This window comes from Chloracidobacterium sp. (genome assembly GCA_015075585.1).
Lineage (GTDB): Bacteria > Acidobacteriota > Blastocatellia > Pyrinomonadales > Pyrinomonadaceae > OLB17.
Genome location: JABTUB010000001.1, coordinates 470,221 through 487,890, shown reverse-complemented (window position 1 = coordinate 487,890; position 17,670 = coordinate 470,221). Strand labels below are relative to the sequence as shown.

The 17,670-nt window shown below is 55.1% G+C and carries 15 protein-coding genes and 2 tRNA genes; 2 read left to right on the top strand and 15 right to left on the bottom strand.

Going from position 1 to position 17,670, the window contains the following annotated elements; translation table 11 throughout:
- Positions 1-17: 17 nt before the first annotated feature.
- Both glmU and HS105_02205 read right to left on the bottom strand, forming a co-directional pair.
- The gene (glmU, locus tag HS105_02210) at positions 18-1,397 is read right to left on the bottom strand and encodes a bifunctional UDP-N-acetylglucosamine diphosphorylase/glucosamine-1-phosphate N-acetyltransferase GlmU (GenBank protein MBE7515413.1); all 1,380 of its coding nucleotides are present in this window, start codon (positions 1,395-1,397) and stop codon (positions 18-20) included.
- A gap of 32 nt (positions 1,398-1,429) precedes the next feature.
- Entirely contained in the window at positions 1,430-2,476 is a 1,047-nt protein-coding gene (locus tag HS105_02205) for a YvcK family protein (GenBank protein MBE7515412.1), read from the bottom strand.
- 335 nt (positions 2,477-2,811) lie between these two features.
- On the opposite strand from HS105_02205, the gene HS105_02200 reads away from it, so the two are divergent.
- Both HS105_02200 and HS105_02195 read left to right on the top strand, forming a co-directional pair.
- Positions 2,812-3,294 carry a roadblock/LC7 domain-containing protein gene (locus tag HS105_02200; protein ID MBE7515411.1) on the top strand — a complete coding sequence of 161 codons (483 nt, stop codon included), beginning with the start codon at positions 2,812-2,814 and terminating at the stop codon, positions 3,292-3,294.
- An 81-nt stretch (positions 3,295-3,375) separates the two neighbouring features.
- On the top strand, positions 3,376-3,960 hold the full coding sequence (locus tag HS105_02195) for a GTPase domain-containing protein (protein ID MBE7515410.1): 585 nt from the start codon (positions 3,376-3,378) through the stop codon (positions 3,958-3,960).
- A gap of 80 nt (positions 3,961-4,040) precedes the next feature.
- Here HS105_02195 and HS105_02190 read toward each other — a convergent pair.
- The 13 genes from HS105_02190 to hslO all read right to left on the bottom strand — a co-directional run bounded on the left by HS105_02190 (position 4,041) and on the right by hslO (position 17,616).
- Positions 4,041-4,117: transfer RNA gene (locus tag HS105_02190), tRNA-Asp, on the bottom strand.
- Between the two features lie 7 nt (positions 4,118-4,124).
- Positions 4,125-4,200 (bottom strand) — tRNA-Val (locus HS105_02185).
- A gap of 140 nt (positions 4,201-4,340) precedes the next feature.
- Complete coding sequence (locus HS105_02180; GenBank protein MBE7515409.1) at positions 4,341-5,342, bottom strand: hypothetical protein; 1,002 nt, start codon at positions 5,340-5,342, stop codon at positions 4,341-4,343.
- 7 nt (positions 5,343-5,349) lie between these two features.
- Positions 5,350-6,189 (bottom strand): polysaccharide biosynthesis/export family protein, encoded by an 840-nt coding sequence (locus tag HS105_02175; protein ID MBE7515408.1) that lies wholly within the window; start codon positions 6,187-6,189, stop codon positions 5,350-5,352.
- 67 nt (positions 6,190-6,256) lie between these two features.
- Positions 6,257-7,654 (bottom strand): TIGR03013 family PEP-CTERM/XrtA system glycosyltransferase, encoded by a 1,398-nt coding sequence (locus HS105_02170; protein ID MBE7515407.1) that lies wholly within the window; start codon positions 7,652-7,654, stop codon positions 6,257-6,259.
- A gap of 2 nt (positions 7,655-7,656) precedes the next feature.
- Positions 7,657-8,667 (bottom strand): CpsD/CapB family tyrosine-protein kinase, encoded by a 1,011-nt coding sequence (locus HS105_02165; protein ID MBE7515406.1) that lies wholly within the window; start codon positions 8,665-8,667, stop codon positions 7,657-7,659.
- A gap of 44 nt (positions 8,668-8,711) precedes the next feature.
- Positions 8,712-9,731 (bottom strand): AAA family ATPase, encoded by a 1,020-nt coding sequence (locus HS105_02160; GenBank protein ID MBE7515405.1) that lies wholly within the window; start codon positions 9,729-9,731, stop codon positions 8,712-8,714.
- A gap of 9 nt (positions 9,732-9,740) precedes the next feature.
- Positions 9,741-11,399, bottom strand: coding sequence for a hypothetical protein (locus HS105_02155; GenBank protein ID MBE7515404.1), 1,659 nt, complete (start codon positions 11,397-11,399; stop codon positions 9,741-9,743).
- A gap of 1 nt (position 11,400) precedes the next feature.
- Positions 11,401-11,586 carry a hypothetical protein gene (locus tag HS105_02150; GenBank protein MBE7515403.1) on the bottom strand — a complete coding sequence of 62 codons (186 nt, stop codon included), beginning with the start codon at positions 11,584-11,586 and terminating at the stop codon, positions 11,401-11,403.
- Positions 11,587-11,597: 11 nt separating this feature from the next.
- Positions 11,598-13,961 carry a tetratricopeptide repeat protein gene (locus HS105_02145; GenBank protein MBE7515402.1) on the bottom strand — a complete coding sequence of 788 codons (2,364 nt, stop codon included), beginning with the start codon at positions 13,959-13,961 and terminating at the stop codon, positions 11,598-11,600.
- Positions 13,962-14,202: 241 nt separating this feature from the next.
- Positions 14,203-15,846 carry an EpsI family protein gene (gene epsI, locus HS105_02140; GenBank protein MBE7515401.1) on the bottom strand — a complete coding sequence of 548 codons (1,644 nt, stop codon included), beginning with the start codon at positions 15,844-15,846 and terminating at the stop codon, positions 14,203-14,205.
- On the bottom strand, positions 15,843-16,730 hold the full coding sequence (locus HS105_02135) for a polyprenyl synthetase family protein (protein ID MBE7515400.1): 888 nt from the start codon (positions 16,728-16,730) through the stop codon (positions 15,843-15,845). Before HS105_02135 ends, epsI begins: the two co-directional genes overlap by 4 nt.
- Positions 16,723-17,616, bottom strand: coding sequence for an Hsp33 family molecular chaperone HslO (hslO, locus tag HS105_02130; protein ID MBE7515399.1), 894 nt, complete (start codon positions 17,614-17,616; stop codon positions 16,723-16,725). The genes HS105_02135 and hslO overlap by 8 nt, the downstream gene beginning before the upstream one ends.
- Positions 17,617-17,670: the final 54 nt, after the last annotated feature.

Below are 17,670 nucleotides of genomic sequence, written 5' to 3'. Positions count from 1 at the left end.
GTTCAAAAAGCGGCGGCCTATTTACCGTCGAGATCCTTGATCGTCCGCGCCGGTGCTCCGACGACTAGCTTATTCGGCATTATATCTTTTGTTACAACTGTACCGGCACCGGTAACAGCGCCGTCTCCGACCTTTACCGGGGCCACGAGCATCGTATCCGAGCCGATCTTCACATTTTTTCCGATATGCGTTTCGTGCTTGTTCTTGCCGTCATAATTGCAAGTGATGGTGCCGGCACCGATATTCGTATCCTCACCGATGGTGGCATCGCCAAGGTACGTCAAGTGGCTCGCTTTTGAGCCGCGCCCGAGCTTTGTCTTTTTAAGTTCGACAAAATTCCCGATCTTTGCGCCGTCCGACACCACGGCGCGGCCGCGAAGGTGTGCCATCGGCCCGACCGCGCAGCCGTCGCCGATCACGGAATCAGTAATAAAGGAATTGTCCTTGATCTCGGTATGGTTGCCGATCTCCGCATTTACTATCCTTACGCCCGGCCTCAACACACAGTTCTCGCCGATAATGCTTTTACCCTCGATAGTTACGTTCTGACAGATGACAGTGTCGCGGCCAACCTTCGCCTTCGACGAGACATACGCTGCAGAAGGATCGATAAAACTCACGCCGCTTTCCAACATCAGGCGCCTTACGGTACGCCGCCGTATCTCAGCCTCCATCGCAGCGAGCTGTGAACGGTCATTCACGCCTTCGATCTCGTTCGGGTCATTGTGAAGGAACAAAGCTACGACGTCGCCCGCCGCGTTAAGGATGGTCGGCACATCGGTCAAATAATACTCGCCTTGAGCGTTATCGTTACCGATCTTGCCGAGTGCACGAAACAGCTTTTTCGTGTCAAAACAATATATTCCGGAATTGATCTCACGGCAGGACCGCTCGGTCTCGCTTGCGTCCTTCTGCTCGACGATGCGGCTGAATTTGCCCGCATCATCGCGGACAATGCGTCCGTAGCCGGTCGGGTCGCCAAGCTCGACCGTTAAGATCGTACACGCGGCTTTTGAGCGCTTGTGCTTCTGAACGAGTGCGCGCAGCGTTGCCGAGCTGATCAGAGGTACGTCGCCGGATAATACGAGCAAGATCGAATCGCGCCCGCGGAGTTTGCTTTTAGCAGAGTTGACCGCATCACCCGTGCCGAGCTGCTGTTTCTGCATGGCAAATTCTGCTTTGCCTTCGCCAAACTCGGCGGCAACGGCACGTTTCACATCGTCGCCCTGGTGGCCGATCACGATATTCAAACTCTTGGGCTTCAGCGACAATGCGGTTTCGCACACGTGGTTGATCAACGGCCGCCCGTCGAGTCGGTGCAGGACCTTGGCGAGGCCCGAGCGCATCCTAGTGCCAAGCCCTGCCGCCAATATTAAAATGTCTAGTTCGCTACTCACAGGTTGATGATACGGCAGAGTGCGTGAAGTCTCTAGGCCGGAAATGCTTCGTTCTCGACAAGCTCTTTTCTGTTGATCGCACAAAGCAGCGTGACCTGAGCCAGACGTTCGGGATCGTGGCGGACCATTTCACCTTCGGACAGCAGATTACCGTAGATTATCTCCGCACCTTCAATGGTTTTCGGCGTGACCGAGCCGTGAACGCCGATCTGCTCGGCCCCTTCCTCCGCATATTTTTCCATTTGTTCGTGGCTGATCGGATGATCGTTGACAACGACAAAATCGAAATCGATCTGCGGAGCATACTGCTTGAACTTTTCGATATGGTGGCGTGCTGTCATGCCGTCGGTCTCGCCCGGCTGTGTCATAAGATTGCAAATGAACAACTTTACTCCCTTGCTCTCGGCGATAGCGTCGGCAACGCCGCTGACGAGCACAGGCGGGATCAAACTTGTGTATAGAGATCCCGGCCCTATGGTTATCGCATCGGCCTTGCGGATCGCATCGATCGCCTCCGGCAGCGGCTCGCAGTTCGAGGGCTCAAGAAAGAGGCGCTCGATCAAATTGCCGACGTGCCCGATCTTCGTTTCGCCGTGAACGGTACGACCGTCAGATAACCTTGCCGCAAGCCGCACATCTGCTACCGTCGCGGGATAGATATGGCCTTTGCTCGCAAGGATCTCGGATGAGACCTTTACGGCTTCGGCAAAGTCGCCCGTGATCTCGGCAAGAGCTGCGAGAAAGATATTCCCGACGCTGTGGCCGCCGAGGTCGCCGTCGCCGCTGAATCGATGGCGGAACAGCCGTGACAGCGTCTGCGAGTCCTCGCTCAGGGCTACCATGCAGTTGCGTATATCACCGGGCGGCAATATCTGAAGCTCATCACGAAGCCTGCCCGAACTGCCGCCATCATCTGAGACCGCGACAATCGCAGAGAGATCTTCTATCCAGACAGGTTCGCTCTCTCCGGCCCGTACAAAGCGTTTCAGCCCCGAAAGCAGCATTGAAAGGCCATTGCCGCCGCCGATGGCAACAATTCTGAGGCCTTTTGATCTGTTGGAAAAAATGTGATGTTTCATCGAAGCACACCTGGCCGTGGGTAAAATTGCTGCTTACAATGTTAAAGAGGTGCGGGGCGCGCCATCCCGCGATCACTGATTTTATCACCTTGCACCATTATCATCAATCATTTTAATAAGGGGTGTAAGCATTGCTGTTAGAATTTTATCGGCACGCCCAGACGAGTGAAAGGTGTCCGGATTACTGCTCAGCAGGTTGGATCAGGAAAAAAATGCTTGTGTGCGGCTTGGCGAGTGTGATAACTTTGATTTTGCGGCAGAGATTGTGCCGCCCATCCGCTTTTGTCGAAATCGGCACTCAATTTCTAAATTCGCCCGACCCGGCCACGAGTTAAATGGCAGACACGCCCTTCATACTTCAAGAACATCAGTTTTCGAGGATAAAGATGATCCTCGCCCGCCTTTGTGTCGAATGTGCGGCCCGAGCGGTCTTTCTTGTCGATCGCGACGGCCAGCCGATCGCCTTTCACGGCGACATCGGCGATATGGACACGACGAGCTTCGCCTCGCTTGCTGCGGGCAACGTTGCCGCGACCAGCAGCATGGCTCAGCTGATCGGTGAAGCGGCCTTTCCCGCCGTGGTTCACGAAGGTGAACGCGAAAGCATCTACATCGGTGTGATCGGGCGAAGCCTGCTTGTGGTAGTATTTGATGGACGGTCCACGGTCGGACTCGTCAAGATACGCTCAAAACGCGCGAGCCATGAGCTTGCGGCGCTGCTTGAAGAAGCAGTGGCCGAATCGGCAACTATGCATGTCAGTCCGAACTCGTTCTTTGCCGAGATAACGGACGAAGATATTGACAGCCTGTTTAGCTAGTGCGCAGTGGCCAGTGGTCAGTGGACAGAGTGCCTGTCCTTTTGATGACCACAGAGCACTGACCACCGAACACTAATCACTATGACCTTTATCAATTACGCATCACGCGAGATAAACTGCAAGATCGTTTACTACGGCCCCGGACTTTGCGGAAAGACGACGAACCTGCAATACATCTACGATTCGACCGCCCCGCAGGCCAAAGGCAAACTCATAAGCCTGGCCACGGAGACGGATCGCACGCTGTTTTTCGATTTCATGCCGCTGGAGCTCGGGACTGTTCGCGGGTTCAAAACGCGGTTTCACCTATACACGGTGCCGGGCCAGGTGTATTACGACGCCTCGCGTAAGCTGATCTTGAAGGGTGTTGACGGTGTCGTTTTTGTCGCCGACAGCCAAGAAGAGCGAATGGACGCAAATATCGAGTCGCTCTACAATCTTGAGGAGAACCTGCAGGTACAAGGATACGATCTGGACAGCATTCCGTATGTTCTTCAGTTGAATAAACGTGATCTGCCGAACGTAATACCGAGCGATGAGCTTTCGCAGGAACTCCAGCGAAAGGACGAGCCGATATTTGAAGCGGTCGCAACCGACGGAACAGGTGTTTTCGATACGCTGAAGGCCGTCGCAAAGCAGGTGCTGACCGAATTGCGAAAGGCATAACGCCCCTTCGCCGGCATTCCATATACAAAAAGCACATCGAAGCTTATTGCTTCAATGTGCTTTTTGACATTTGTATCAAGTGGCGGGGCCGACGGGACTCGAACCCGCGATCTCCAACGTGACAGGCTGGCATTCTAACCAACTGAACTACGACCCCGCAAGAATGGTGGGCACGAAGGGACTCGAACCCCTAACTTCCTCCTTGTAAGGGAGGCTGTCTACCAATTGACGTACATGCCCGCGATACTTTTTACGGCATTTGTGCCCGATCTTATTGTCAAAATTCCCGCCTTGCCCCGCAGCAGGCGAACGATTACATTACGAAAAATCTGGCGGCTAGTCAAGCTGCGGCCTTTGGCTGTCCCGCTCTCGTATCAGGCTTACGGCTGGCGTGTGATGGCAGGGCGCTCGCCGGCTGCCGGGCCTTCTGTCGAGAGAATGGTGCCGCCAAAGCCGACGATCCAGCCGCGGCCGCCGCGAAAGGCGATCTTTTCGAGGCGATATTTGACACGCGAATTCTCTTCCGTCCACGTCTTGCCGCCGTCCTGTGTCGCAATGATCGTACCATCATCACCGACAGCCCAGCCGCGGCGACGGTCGAGAAAGATCACGTCATTCAGATCTGCCGTAACACCTGATCGCTGCACACGCCAAAGGCGCCCGCCGCCGGTGGCCGCCACTATTGCGCCGCCCGTGCCGACAGCCCAACCGTTGCGTTCACCGACGCAGTAAACGGCGTTATATTTTGCGTTCAAGTCCCCGAGCAGAGTTGCCTTGTCCCACATCAAGCCGCTGTCCTCGGAAAAGAGGATCGTACCTCCGGCCCCGACGATCAGCCCGTTCCGGCCCTCGCCGTATGCTCCCGACATCAGGAGAAAATGTATCGCCGTCTTACTTTGCTTCCACGTCCTTCCGTCTTCCTGCAGCTTGTAAAAGTAGCCGCCTTCGCCAAACGCGGTTCCCCAGCCGTACTTATTGAATATCAGCTTTGTTACGCGTTCGCGGCCCGCGCCTTCAAATTCGATACGGTCCCACGTCGCGCCACCGTCAACCGTCTTCCGCAGATACGAGGTCGCATTCTGGCCGCGTGAATATGTGTTGCGCTCGCACAAGAGCCATCCGGTCTTTGCATCGGTAAAATGTATCTGTCGAAAGGTATCGGTCGTGAACTTCGGCACTTGGGTCCAAGTTTCGCCGCCGTCGCCTGTAGTCAGCATCACGCCGTCGGTACCGACGATAAAGCCCTTCGTCTCGCTCACGAACGCAATATCGCGAAGCCACGCAAAGCTTGCGGACTTATACCTCACCCACTCCGCATGGAGCGTTGCCGACGCCGCAACGATCACCGCGAGTACAGATAAGATGAAGCCGGGTCTGCGCATTTCTAAATTAGAACGGGCTTCCGAAAAGGAGGCGGACGGCACTTGCTCTGCCCAAATAATCGAAGACCTTTTCGATGCTGAATCCCTTGCCCGGTACAAAGACCTGATCGCCGGGGCTTAGAAACACCATTTCCTGTTTGCCGCTCTCAATATCACCCAGATTGAGCGTCCGCCGTTCCAATCGGCCTTGAGCGTTGTAGCTGACCAGGACGATCTTTGACTTGTCGCCGCCCTTTGCGACACCGCCGGCATCGATGATGGCTTCATATACGCTGATCTTGTGATCCATGACGCGCACACCCGGCGACACGACCTTGCCCATTACGCTGTATCGGATCGACATCGCTTTGTCGAGCGTTACCGAGACCTTGGGGTCGATTATGTACTCATCAAGCTTTTTCGTGATCTCGGCAGCAACCTCTTCGACCGTCTTGCCGGCAACGAAAACACCGTCGCGGATAAGCGGATACGAGATCCTGGCCGTCGGCGGCACGGTAACATTCAGCTTGCAATAGTCCGGGCACTGGCCGAAGACCTCGACCGATATCACATCGTTCGGGCCGAGCCTGTATTCCTTCAAATAGTTGTTGTAATAGGCATAGACCTCTTTAACCTCTTCCGGGTCGGTTTCGGCGTCGGCTTTCGGATCGTTCATTACCGTCGCAGCACCGGCCGGTGTCCGCTCCGGCGTTGCCTCAGGCGTAGAAGCCGCAATAACCACAGGATCGGAAAGTTTCGTTCCATCTTTCGACGTAACGGCCGTATCCTGTGCGTGCGTTGCCGCAGCAAGGCACAACACTGCGGCCAGCACCGCAAATTCAGCTCTTAATGAATGCATCATCTTCATAATTAAAACTCCGACGCGAAAAAAGGCCTATATCGTTGCCTTTGTCGCCATTTCGCGATCCTTTGGGTCAACGGCCGCCCCTGCTTAAGAGCACGGTCTTTATCGTTTCAAAAACTATCACCATATCGAGCACAAGGCTCTGGTTCTTTATGTAGTACAGGTCGTACTGCAATTTCTGTATCGCATCCGCAACAGATGCTCCGTACGGATATTTTATTTGTGCCCAGCCCGTCAGTCCCGGAGCTACCAAGTGCCTGTGCTCGTAGAACGATATCTCGGTCGCGAGCTGTTTGACGAAATGCGGGCGTTCAGGCCTCGGGCCGACGAAATTCATCTCGCCCTTTAAGATATTCCAGAACTGCGGCACCTCGTCCACGCGGATCTTTCGTATCACGCGGCCCACGCGCGTTGTACGGTCGTCATTATCGGCAGCCCAAACCGGCATTCCGTCGGCCTCAGCATCCGCACGCATCGAACGGAACTTAAGCACCTTGAACACGCGGCCATTCTTACCGACACGTTCCTGTCGATAAAACACCGGGCCGCGAGACTCGATCTTTATCAAAGCTGCCGTAACAAGTGCGATCGGCAGCGAGACGATCAGCCCGATCAAAGCAAGCATCCTGTGGATTGCTTCGCGAAAGACCGATCGGAGTTTTGATTCACGCGGCCGGCCGGCAAATATCAACCACGACGGCCGCAGCATATCGACGTGGACCTTGCCCGTTATTCGCTCATAGAATGATGTACATTCCTCGATCGAAACATCGCCGGCAAGGCTCATTCTCAGCAGTGCCTCGGTCGGAAAAGCACCGCGCCGTTCACGCACAGCAATGACGACGCGATCGATCTTCTCATTGTGGATAACATCCTCAAGGTCGGGCGCCTTGCCGAGTATCTCGCTTCGCCCGAGCTTTTCGCGGGGTTTTGCACCGTTCTCGGAAATAAAGCCGACGATCCGATAGCCTGCATCTCGCCGCTTCCAAACAGCCTCTGCCGTTTCGAGGGCGGTCTTGCCCGTTCCCACGACGAGAATTTTCTCGCCAATGTCCGGATGTCCGGTCAGAAGATGTATCATCACGCGCCAGCCGAGCAGCAGAACGAGCACCAGCGGCACCGAGATCATCGAAACGCCGCGGCCGATCATCAGCGGCGGGGCGAAATAGAAAATAAGAGCCAGAACGGCCCATGCAATACCGAGTGCCTGGACAAGCCGCAGAAGCAGTTCGCGGCGGTTCGTCATCACGATATAATCGTAAAGATCGTAGAAATAGAGCGTAAGCAGGCAGAATGACGTTGCAAGCAGTATCTTCAGCCAGCCATTGCGGGAGTCCAGTTCGTTGATCGAACCGTCAACGCCGAGTCGTATGTACAGTGCCAGGATAATGCCGCCGTAAATGATCGCGGCATCGGCTAGGATCAGCCAAAATTTTCTGGAACTGAAACGCGACTTGACCACAGGCATCCTTATCCGACGACGTTCTCGTTAAGCCGCCGATAATTGTAGTAGCCGTAGGTGTAGTGCGATTCATCCATAACGTCATCGCTTTGGTTGAGAACTACGCCAAGCATCCTCTCTTTCGGCAGCGGTTCGAGTACACGGTCGAGAACACTGTATTTCGTGCGGTTAGCACGGATCACAAGCAACGCACCGTCGGCATGATTGATCAGCACGGTCGCATCGGTAAAGATGCCGAGCGGCGGAGCGTCGATAATTACGTAATCGAACATCTCGCGTGCCTCCGCGAGAATGTCCTTGAATTTCGGGCCTGAAATAAGCTCGGCAACATCCTTGCGGGCTTCGCCGCCCGGCAAAAGGTGCAGCCCTGACGGATCGAGCCGGACGATCGCATCCTTGAGGCTCGACGTGCCTGAAAGCACATCCGAAAGGCCTCGATCCGTCTCGATGCCGAGATAATCCGCGAGGCTCGGCATTCTTAGATCGCTGTCGATGATCAACGCACGCACGCCGTCCGTCTGTGCAAGCAGCCAAGCGAGGTTGATGGCGGTTACCGACTTGCCCTCGCCCGGATTGACGCTTGCTACCACAATTGACTTGAGCTGATTGCGTTGCCCTTTATGCAGAACGTGAGTTCTGAGGCTGCGATACTCTTCGCAGTAGGCTGAGTTGGGGCTTGTGATCGCAACGAGTCGAGGCTCAACGCGCTCGGGATCGACCGTCCAACTGACAAAGTCAGGCAAGGACGGGCGAACCGAACGCGTTGAGTTGTCGGCATTCAATTTTGCCCCGGCAGTTGAGTCCGTATCCAAATCAGGGAGTGCCGTCCCGATCATAGATCCCGGCTGCCCATTGAACGCCGATGTCGGATCGCCGATCTTCAGGTCGTTCTTCATAAGCTCGGTCGGCACATTGGCGCGGCCATTTGCTCCGTCGAACGGCACGACGACCGATGCGGCCGCCGATCCCGGATCAGGCGATTCTTTCTTTTTCTTTTCGAGTGCTCTTAAAATACTCATAACGATACCTGCACAAAAGGTCTCAGTAGGTCATACACTGCGGATCAATACGGCCCGCCAAGCTCGCCTATTTCAAGGCTGATGTCATCTTCAAGGTCATCGAACGCGCCGCCGTTGTTGTTAGGGCTTGCTGCTGCGTTGTTGTAGAGCGTCGGTCGATGGGTGTTGTTCCACAGTTCTTGTTCGGTCTCAGCCCGCATCACGTTGCCCTTTCCGATCGCGGGCCCGTCAAAAACCGGTGTCCGTTTTGCTGAATCCGGAAGCATATCGAGGTTGTCGGCAACCTTCTCAACGATCTCGCGGCCGATGCGGCGCTCGCCGGCACCGTACGCCTCGATCATCGAGTTGTCGCAGATGTTGTTGATATTTCGCGGAATGCCCTCGCTGCACTGAAAGATCAGTTCGACAGCCTCACGCGAGAAGATCGCAGGTTGTTTTGACCCCGCGATGTGAAGGCGCTCACGGATATAGCGATCGACCTCTTCGGTATTCGGAAGCGGCTTCATCTCGAACCGTAATGCGACACGCTGCTTGAGCTGCCGCAGATTGGTCTGGTTCAGTTTGTCGCGAAGCTCCTGCTGCCCGGTCAGGATGATCTGAAGGTGCTTTGCCGTATCCGACTCAAAGTTCATCAGCAAGCGTATCTCTTCGAGTACGTAGTCGGACATCTCGTGCGCTTCGTCGATAATGATCACCGTACGAAGCCCCCGGCGGTGGCGTTCTTCGAGAACGCGGCCCATCAGTGTCAGAAGCTCTGATTTATTGCTCCAATCTTTGATCCCGAGTAGCTGTGTGATGTGATGGTAGAACTCATCGATCGAGAGCCTCGGATTGAAAACATACGCCGCCAGAACACTCGCATCGAGGCGGCGGAGGATCCATCGCATGGCGGTCGTCTTGCCCGTACCGACCTCGCCCGTAAGGACGATCAGCCCTTTGGCGTTCTCGAGGCCGTAATAGAGCGTCGCAAGGCCTTCGTTATAGTTCGGCGTGAACACCATGAACCGCGGATCAGGTGTCAGCGTGAACGGGAAATCATCAAGTCCGAAGAATTCTTTGTACATATCAACCCCTTATGAAACGAGCTTGTCGAAAAGTTTCGTTGTCTGTAAGAAAAGTATTATCACCGGTATCACACCGATGGCCGCCGCGACACCTGCGGCGAGCTTGAACCAATAAGAACGCCGTATCCACGTCTTTTCCGCGTTCGACAGAAGCGGCGGCACAGAAGCAAGTACCGGCAAGCCTGTGTAATGGCGTGCATCCTCGATGTTCTGGATCTTGAAGAAACGCGGCACTTCGAACACTGCCGTAAGCAGCAGCCCGATAAATAGCCCAAGCCCCGCCCCTACAAGCGTCAGCATAAAGCGTTTCGGAGCGACCGGTGACTGCGGCACGTTCGCAGGGTCCTGCACACGAATGGTCTCGCCCTGTGCATTCGTCTCAACGCCCACGACCGTCTCGGCTTCGTTCTTTTTCTTAAGGATCTCGTTGTATGTATCCTTTGCCGACTGATACTGGGCGGTGATGCCTTCAAGGGCAACCTTTACGCCGGGAACCGCATTGATCCGCGACTCGAGTGCAGCGACCTGTGCCGCATTCTGCCGAAGCTCGACATCCTTTTGCGAGAGTTGAGTTTCGATCTGGCCGATCTCGGCCTGGATACGCTGATTCTCAAGCTCAAGAGCCTTCTTCTGCATATCGGTCTTGACCTTTGTCGAGCTTGTCGCGCTTGCGACACGCTTATCCGCACTCTTGCGCAAATTCTCGAACTCCTCATTCACTCGCTTCAGTTCGCTCTGTTTTGCGACCACGAGCGGATGCTTATCCTTATAGACCTTTAGCAGGTTATCGAGCTGTGCATTGATGTCGGCACGCTTCTTGATCAATTCGCCCCACGCGACCGAATTTTCAGGGTCGGCTGCCGCGCGTGCAGTATCAACCGTTTCACGCTGGCCGAAATCCTCAATAAGGCTCATTTGGCGGTTATTCGCGCCGATTGAATCGCTTAAACGCCCTTTCTGGTTCATCAAGGACTCTTTTTCCTTCATGATGTTCGCTTCGCGGTCGCGAAGTCCGCTAAGCTGCGCGACAAGGCCTTGTTCGGATTCGGGCAGCGTCGCGACGTTCTGCGTCATAATATCTAGCCGCTGCTTTTCGAGGTCGTCCATTGCGGCCTTCTTTTCGGCAAGCTGCTTTTCGAACAGATCTTTCGTCGATTCGGCGATCTCGGTCTGCGTCTGCACCTGTGCGTTCACGTATTTGCTTGCAAGTTCGGCAGTTACATTGCGTGCCGCCTGCGGATCGCGGTCGCGATAGCGTATGCGGAATGCCGCCACTTTTTCGCTGCCGGATTCATCAAGCTCGACCTTAATGCTCTTGTACATCTTCTCGACGACAAGTTCCATAGGCATTCCCGAAGCCCTTTCCGCCTTGTAAAGGTCGTACTTTGTAACCATCGGTTCGAGCGACGAGCGGCTCAGCACTTCCTGATTGATGGTCTGAAGACGCTGCGAAAGGTCTTCATTCGTCAGCGACTGCACGAGGTTTGACGAGATCGTCGGCGGCTTGACCGTCAAAAGCGAGGTTGATTCGTAAATACTCGGCAAGCGGTAAACCACATACCCGACAGCAGCCGTGAAGGTAATGATCGGAAGTATGATCAACCACTTCTGCCGCTTTATCATCCCGAGCAGTTCGCCTGCCGTCCTTTGTCTGAATTCACCGTTCATATCACTTACCTGTAAGTGTGTTGTCCTTGTGTTCGCGTTCGGCCTTTGTAAGTACCCAACGCAGTATCACCGCAACCGCTGCCAAGCCGATCCCGGCAGCAAGAAGCCCGACGGCTTCGGGTATGCCCGCAAGCAGCGGCCCTATCGCCGCCATATCCGGAAACACTGTCTGCAAGATCACTGTCATACATCAATAGCCTACAACGAGGCCAAAACCCTCTTTGCGTCGCTGACCTCCTGCTCGGTCAGCTTTGCTTCGTAATGAAGCGATGCCTCGGCTTCACGACGTGCGGATGCTTTGTCGCCGCTTGCGGCCAAGGCTGAGGCAAGGCGTACGCGGTATGCGGGATTTGCCGTCTGGCCCGACCTTTCGTCGAAGGCAACAGCCTTTTTAAGCTGCTCAACTGCCGGCGAATAAAGGCCTTTCTTGTAATACACCCAACCGAGCGTGTCGTAGAAGCCCGCGGTCTCGGGGCTTTTTGCGACCGAACCTGAAGCAAGCTGCAACGCCTCATCAAGGTTGCCTTGATTCTCAGTAAGCAGCCACGCCAAGTTGTTCATTGCTATCGGCGACTGCGGGTCGAGATCAAGGGCCTTCCTATAGTTGCCTTCCGCCGCTGCGGTGTTGCCCCGCGAATCTTCAAGTATGCCAAGCAGCGTATAAACCGGAGCGGACGGTGTCTTGACTATGATCGCCTCGTATTGTGCGATCGCCTCAGGAATGCTGCCTTTTGCGGCCAATATCGAGGCATAGGCCGAATATGCCGGCAGATAATTCGCGTCAAGCGACATCGACTGTAAAAGCTCGGCTTCCTGCTGTGCCGTATTGCCTTCGGCCGCGAAAACGGTCGCATTCAAGTAATGCAAAGCAGCCAGTACATCGGCTCGGCCCATATTGGCATCGAGCTGTGCGGCGATCTTTGAATGTGCCTGCTGCGGCTGCTTGAGCTTGACCGATGCGGCAACGAAGCCAGATATAGCGTCAAAATTGCTCGCATCTGCGGTCAACGCCTTTGAATATTGGTCGAGGGCTTTTGCGTACTCTCTCTTTGCGGCAAAAAGCCTGCCGAGATTGACCATCGCATTGGACGAATCAGGCGTAAGCACCAGCACTCGTTCGAGGTCGGCCTGAGCCTCATCAAGCTTTTTCAGATCGATCTCGGCAAGGCCGCGTGCCGTCAATGCCTTGACCTGCAGGTCGGCCAGAACACCGGCTCCGGTATCTGCGTTCGGCGTGGCAGCATCGACCTTCGCTAGCAGCTCATTTGCCATCTTGAGAGCACCGGTGGGATTACCTGACGAAAGCTCGACTTGGATCTTTAAGATGCCGGAACGCAAATAGTTCGGATGATAACGCTCAATATCGGCAATGAACGCTCGCGCCTGATCATATTGGCCGATAGCGGTCTTTGCCTGAGCCATATAATAAAGGGCGTCACGGTGGCTCGGCAGCTTCTTCAAGATCGATTCGAGGTCGCCTATTGCGGCGTCCGGCTTACTTTCCTGCAAATTCAGCCGTGCCCGGATCAAGAACGCCTCAGTGTCGTTGTTGTTTATCTTGAAAAGCTCGGTCAACTGCTCGGTAACCTTTGCCGGATCCTTCCGGTCGAGATATATCTGAGCAAGGCGGTAGCGTGCCCGTGCATATTCCGGAGCGTTAGCGATAACGTCATTAAGTACATCTATCGCCTCATCCGTACGCTTTACACGGACAAAGAACTCAGCAAGATCAAGGCGGCTCTCAGGGCTGTTGTCCTGGATCGTTATGAGCGTGCGATACTCGGCCTCGGCTCGGTCATACTGCTTTGTAGCAACAAAATGCTCAGCTATCGCCTCGTGCGCCTCGATATCATTCGGTTCAACCTCTATGGCACGCGTGAACTGCGCCTCAGCCTCATTAAGACGATCCGCGTAGGTTAGGAAGCGCCCGTATTCGATCAGACCCACAGCACGGCTCGGTGCTGCCGCTATGCCGCGCTTTAGCGCTTCTTCGGCCTCGGCGGTCTTATTCTTTGAAATGTAATAGCGCGAAAGGCTAATGTAGGTCTCAGTACGCGTCGGATCTATTGCTATCGCCTCGTTGATCTTCGCTACGACCTCATTCTCGGGACGGTCCTGTACGGCTAATATCGAAGCCTCCAAAATATGGCCCTCGACGAAATTCGGATCCGCTGCAACTATCTCTTTCTGAAGCTGTTCGGCCTCGGAAATCAGCGGCGGTTTGACAAGAAGATAATAGTTGCCGAGCTTTGCTTTTGCCTGAAGGTTGCTGCCGTCAAGATCGACCGTCTTGCGAAGTTCATCCAGTGCGTCGTTGAACTGTCCGAGGTTCTCAAGGCTGCGTGCCATACCCCAATGAGCAGCCGCAGAATTGCCGTCCGATTCGACGGCGGCCTTGAATTGCATCAGTGCATCGTGGAATTTGCGCTTTGCGAGATAGTCTTCACCCTTTGCGAGGAGCTTTGCTGTCGAGTAGCCGCACGCTGCAAAAGCAATGCACGCAACGACAACAATTAGGGTCAGGAAACGTGTTCCTGTGATCGGGCACTCTGATCGGCACATAGATCTTGTGAAAAATCCTTCTGACATCGCCATCCGCGGGGCACGCGGCCGGCGGTCAGGTTCGGGCTTCTGCAGCGGAGAAGGCAAATTCATCCGGCTGCATATACCTTTTGTTTCTCAATGCGATAGGATTCCCTAAGTACTGCCTTTTCCTATCGGCATTTGAGAAAAAGAACTAATCGAACTGTGATTTCAGATTTTTGGGATCTTTTTCGGAAAACCGGGCAGTCATACTCAAAAGCTAATTCGGCACAAACGGAGGAAGTTCATCCGCCAGCCGTGCCGCAAGGTCGGACGCGGCCGCGAGTGAAGCGGCTTCATCGCTGCCGACATCGGTCATCACGCGGACGATCGCTCCGTCACTGCGGCGGCGCGTAACGCTGTCGAGTACCGTGTTGAGCTTGTCAACATACTCACTCGCGGCCGTTCGTCCTCGTCCTTGATACCAGTAGATCATAACCTCGCGGTAAATACCATTCTCGACGATGTAGCGGTTCGCTGTAAAGCGCCGGCCGGCCGGCGTCACAATTTCGACAGGTTCCGGGCTGCTGAGAACCCAGCCTGCACCGGGCAGACAATTCTGCGGGCTGTGGTAGGTAGCACCCGTACGCTGGGTAGCGTAATAGCCGACATAGATATTTGCGATGCGGCCGTCCGGCAGGCTGTATTCGCGCATTACGTAGTCGGTGGTTCTAAGTATTGATTCAACGCCGGCATCGAACTTGAAATCATCACCGCGTTGACGCCAATCGCCTAAAGCTGCCGGCATTTGTGCCAAAGGAGCTCTCGGCGGTGTCAGTTCAGCCCTGAAAGAGAACCAGTTAACAATGGCCGTGCCTGTCAGCAGAACAACGGCGATCGTAAGCACAGGAACAGGTGAGAGTGGCCGCGAACGAGACGCGCTGTCGGCTGCCTCCGGCTTTGCTCCGAATGAAATAAAGCGTTTCAATATCCAATTCAACCCGACGATCAGCCCGAGAGCCGCTACAAAGACCGCTACGCCCGACACCTCGTGGATCGTGCCTTCGGTCGCCGCGATCCCGTAGAAATACGCTCCGATGCCTGTTGCAGCGACACGAACGGCGTTCGTAATTACCGCGACCGGCACCGCCGCGGCCATAAGTACAAGCGTTCTGAGAAGGTCCGCTCCCGAAAACATCCCGAATTCGAGATGCCCTTTCTCACGCCTTCGGGTAAGGTATCCAAGCACCAGAGCAAGCGTAACAAGCGTCATCAATGAACGAATTCCGCTGCACGCCTCGACAACCTCGAGCGAGATCGTCTGTGTCGAACCGCGCGGCAGAATGTCGATGATGTTCCCTTTACGCAAGGTCGGCACTTCCGCCGAGCGTATAAGCCAAACCGCGATGCGTGATGCAAGCAGTTGGAGAGGGAATGAGATCCGGTTAAATATTATCTGCGGGATCGGGATCGCAAGCAGAAGCAGCGCAAAGGGCAGCGTCAGCGGGAGCAATATCCGGCGGCCGAAGAAGTATATGACCAGCCCGGCGATCGTAATGATAAGTGCGATCCGCTGCGTAAAAAGCTCCGCTCCGACCGTGCCGCCGAGCAGAAGGAGTAAACCTGCGGCCACAACACCAATGCCAACCGCTCGTTCCGGCTCGCCGGCAGCCGATAGCAAACGGCCGCGTTCGCGCCACAGAATGAACGCTGCGACGAACGGAATGAGCAGTCCGTGTGAGTAATTCTCGTCGTTCCAAAGGTCACTTGCGAGCTTTACAAGCACCGGCAGACCCAACAAAGTGAAGAGGACAAGGGCGATAAGCGGCCCTGTGTACCAATTTGAATTGAGTTTGCTCACTGGTGCCATCACGCCGAACGGTATTGAAAGTGCCAATAGCGGCGAATTTCCCTTTCGGGTCAATTTATCCGCCGGAAAACGTGGTCGCAAAGTGCGGTCAGCAGTCCTCGGCCGCTTCCGAGATGATCAAGCGCCGCGATCGCCCTGTCGTGAACCTCACTTGCGAGCCGATCAGCCTCTTTGATGCCGTAGTGGCCCGGAAATGTGGCTTTCTTTGCAGTAACGTCCTTGCCGGCGGTCTTGCCGAGTACCTCGCTCGACTGCCGTATATCGAGAAGATCATCCGTTATCTGAAACAGCAGACCGATCTGCGAAGAATATTCGTGTATGGCAGCAGATTCGCCCGCGCTGGCCCTGCCTATGATCGCTCCCGCGTCACCCGCAAACTCGATCAGCGCTCCGGTTTTTAAGCGGTGGATATGCTCGATATCGACTGTTCGCGGATCGACCCCTTCGGCATCGAGGTCGAGTTGCTGGCCCGCAACCATGCCGCGGGGCGAACTTGATGCCGCCGCGAGGTTCGCTATGAGCCGAAGCTTCATTTCAGGCTCAAGATACTCATCGTCCGCGATGACGCCGAATGCCATCGACTGCAAGGCATCGCCTGCAAGTATCGCTGTCGCCTCGTCGAATTTCTTGTGGCAGGTAGGTTTCCCTCGCCTCAGATCGTCGTCATCCATCGACGGCAGGTCGTCGTGTATGAGCGAAAAGGTATGGATCATCTCAACAGCGGCCGCGGTTCGTACAAGGTGCTTTTCATCGGCGCCGAACGCCGCACCGACCGCGAACGTCATCACCGGCCGAAATCTCTTTCCACCGGCAAATACGCTCCAGCGGATCGCTTTGTGAAGCCTTACAGGCTCGACCGTCTCGCCGGGCAAAAGCCTGCCCAAGGCGTCATCAGTGGCCTCAATGACGTGTTTGAGGAATGTTTCAAGGTCATTCATTGCTGTCAGCAAGTATCGCTTCGAGGTCGGCGGCGTCAAGATTATGGTCGTTGCCGCAAAAGCCGCAATTCATTTTTGCGCCGCCGTCTTCCTCCAGCATCTTTGTCACTTCATCTTTACCTAATGCTGAAACCATTGCGACGGCCCTTTCCCTCGAGCACGAACACCTGAACTCGACCTTTTTTTCGCCCAAGACCTCAAAATCGATCTCGCCGAGAACTGTTCTGATAAGGTCAACCGGCGTCGCCCCGTCCTTTACCATAGCCGTTACCTGCGGCGCACGGCCTGCGGTATCCTCGATCATGGTTATTACATGATCATGCGCCGTCGGAAGCATCTGGATCAGCACGCCGCCGGCCGCTGTCACGTACGGCTCACGATTGCCGACCAGAACACCAAGCATAACAGCCGACGGTATCTGCTCCGAACGAGCCAGATAGAACGCCAGATCCTCGGCCACCTCGCCAGAAACGATCGGCACCGAACCGATATACGGTTCACGGCCCATGCCAAGTTCAAAACCGGATTCGCGGATGACGTATAATGTACCGCGCCCGATTGCTGTCGCAATGTCGAACTTGCCCGCCGCGTTAGGCGGAAGTTCGACCGTCGGATCGTAAACGTAGCCGCGAACCGCGCCCTGAGCGTCCGCCTCGGCTATCACGCGGCCCAACGGCCCGCCGCCGTCAAACTTTACGGTAACGCGGTCAAAGTCCTTCAGGCTTGCCGCAAAAAGTGCTGTGCCGGTCAGAACACGCCCCAAAGCAACCGTCGCGGTCGGCGATGTCCGGTGCCTGCGGATCGTCTCCGCGACCGTATCTGTTGTTATCGCTGACAGTACGCGGACTGTGCCGTCGGCGGCTATTGCATTAACAAGTGTGTCCATAAAAAGTGCTTAAAATTTATGCAAAATGGCCGTAAATCGCGTAACTTTAACAAT

What these genes read in the sequence shown, in the direction of transcription:
- HS105_02165 (MBE7515406.1), bottom strand. Translation starts at nt 8,667, where the DNA reads ATGAGTATTTTAAGAGCACTCGAAAAGAAAAAGAAAGAATCGCCTGAT.
- HS105_02180 (MBE7515409.1), bottom strand. Translation starts at nt 5,342, where the DNA reads ATGCGCAGACCCGGCTTCATCTTATCTGTACTCGCGGTGATCGTTGCG.
- HS105_02160 (MBE7515405.1), bottom strand. Translation starts at nt 9,731, where the DNA reads ATGTACAAAGAATTCTTCGGACTTGATGATTTCCCGTTCACGCTGACA.
- HS105_02145 (MBE7515402.1), bottom strand. Translation starts at nt 13,961, where the DNA reads ATGTGCCGATCAGAGTGCCCGATCACAGGAACACGTTTCCTGACCCTA.
- HS105_02205 (MBE7515412.1), bottom strand. Translation starts at nt 2,476, where the DNA reads ATGAAACATCACATTTTTTCCAACAGATCAAAAGGCCTCAGAATTGTT.
- HS105_02195 (MBE7515410.1), top strand. Translation starts at nt 3,376, where the DNA reads ATGACCTTTATCAATTACGCATCACGCGAGATAAACTGCAAGATCGTT.
- HS105_02170 (MBE7515407.1), bottom strand. Translation starts at nt 7,654, where the DNA reads ATGCCTGTGGTCAAGTCGCGTTTCAGTTCCAGAAAATTTTGGCTGATC.
- HS105_02155 (MBE7515404.1), bottom strand. Translation starts at nt 11,399, where the DNA reads ATGAACGGTGAATTCAGACAAAGGACGGCAGGCGAACTGCTCGGGATG.
- HS105_02135 (MBE7515400.1), bottom strand. Translation starts at nt 16,730, where the DNA reads ATGAATGACCTTGAAACATTCCTCAAACACGTCATTGAGGCCACTGAT.
- HS105_02150 (MBE7515403.1), bottom strand. Translation starts at nt 11,586, where the DNA reads ATGACAGTGATCTTGCAGACAGTGTTTCCGGATATGGCGGCGATAGGG.
- hslO (MBE7515399.1), bottom strand. Translation starts at nt 17,616, where the DNA reads ATGGACACACTTGTTAATGCAATAGCCGCCGACGGCACAGTCCGCGTA.
- HS105_02200 (MBE7515411.1), top strand. Translation starts at nt 2,812, where the DNA reads ATGGCAGACACGCCCTTCATACTTCAAGAACATCAGTTTTCGAGGATA.
- HS105_02175 (MBE7515408.1), bottom strand. Translation starts at nt 6,189, where the DNA reads ATGAAGATGATGCATTCATTAAGAGCTGAATTTGCGGTGCTGGCCGCA.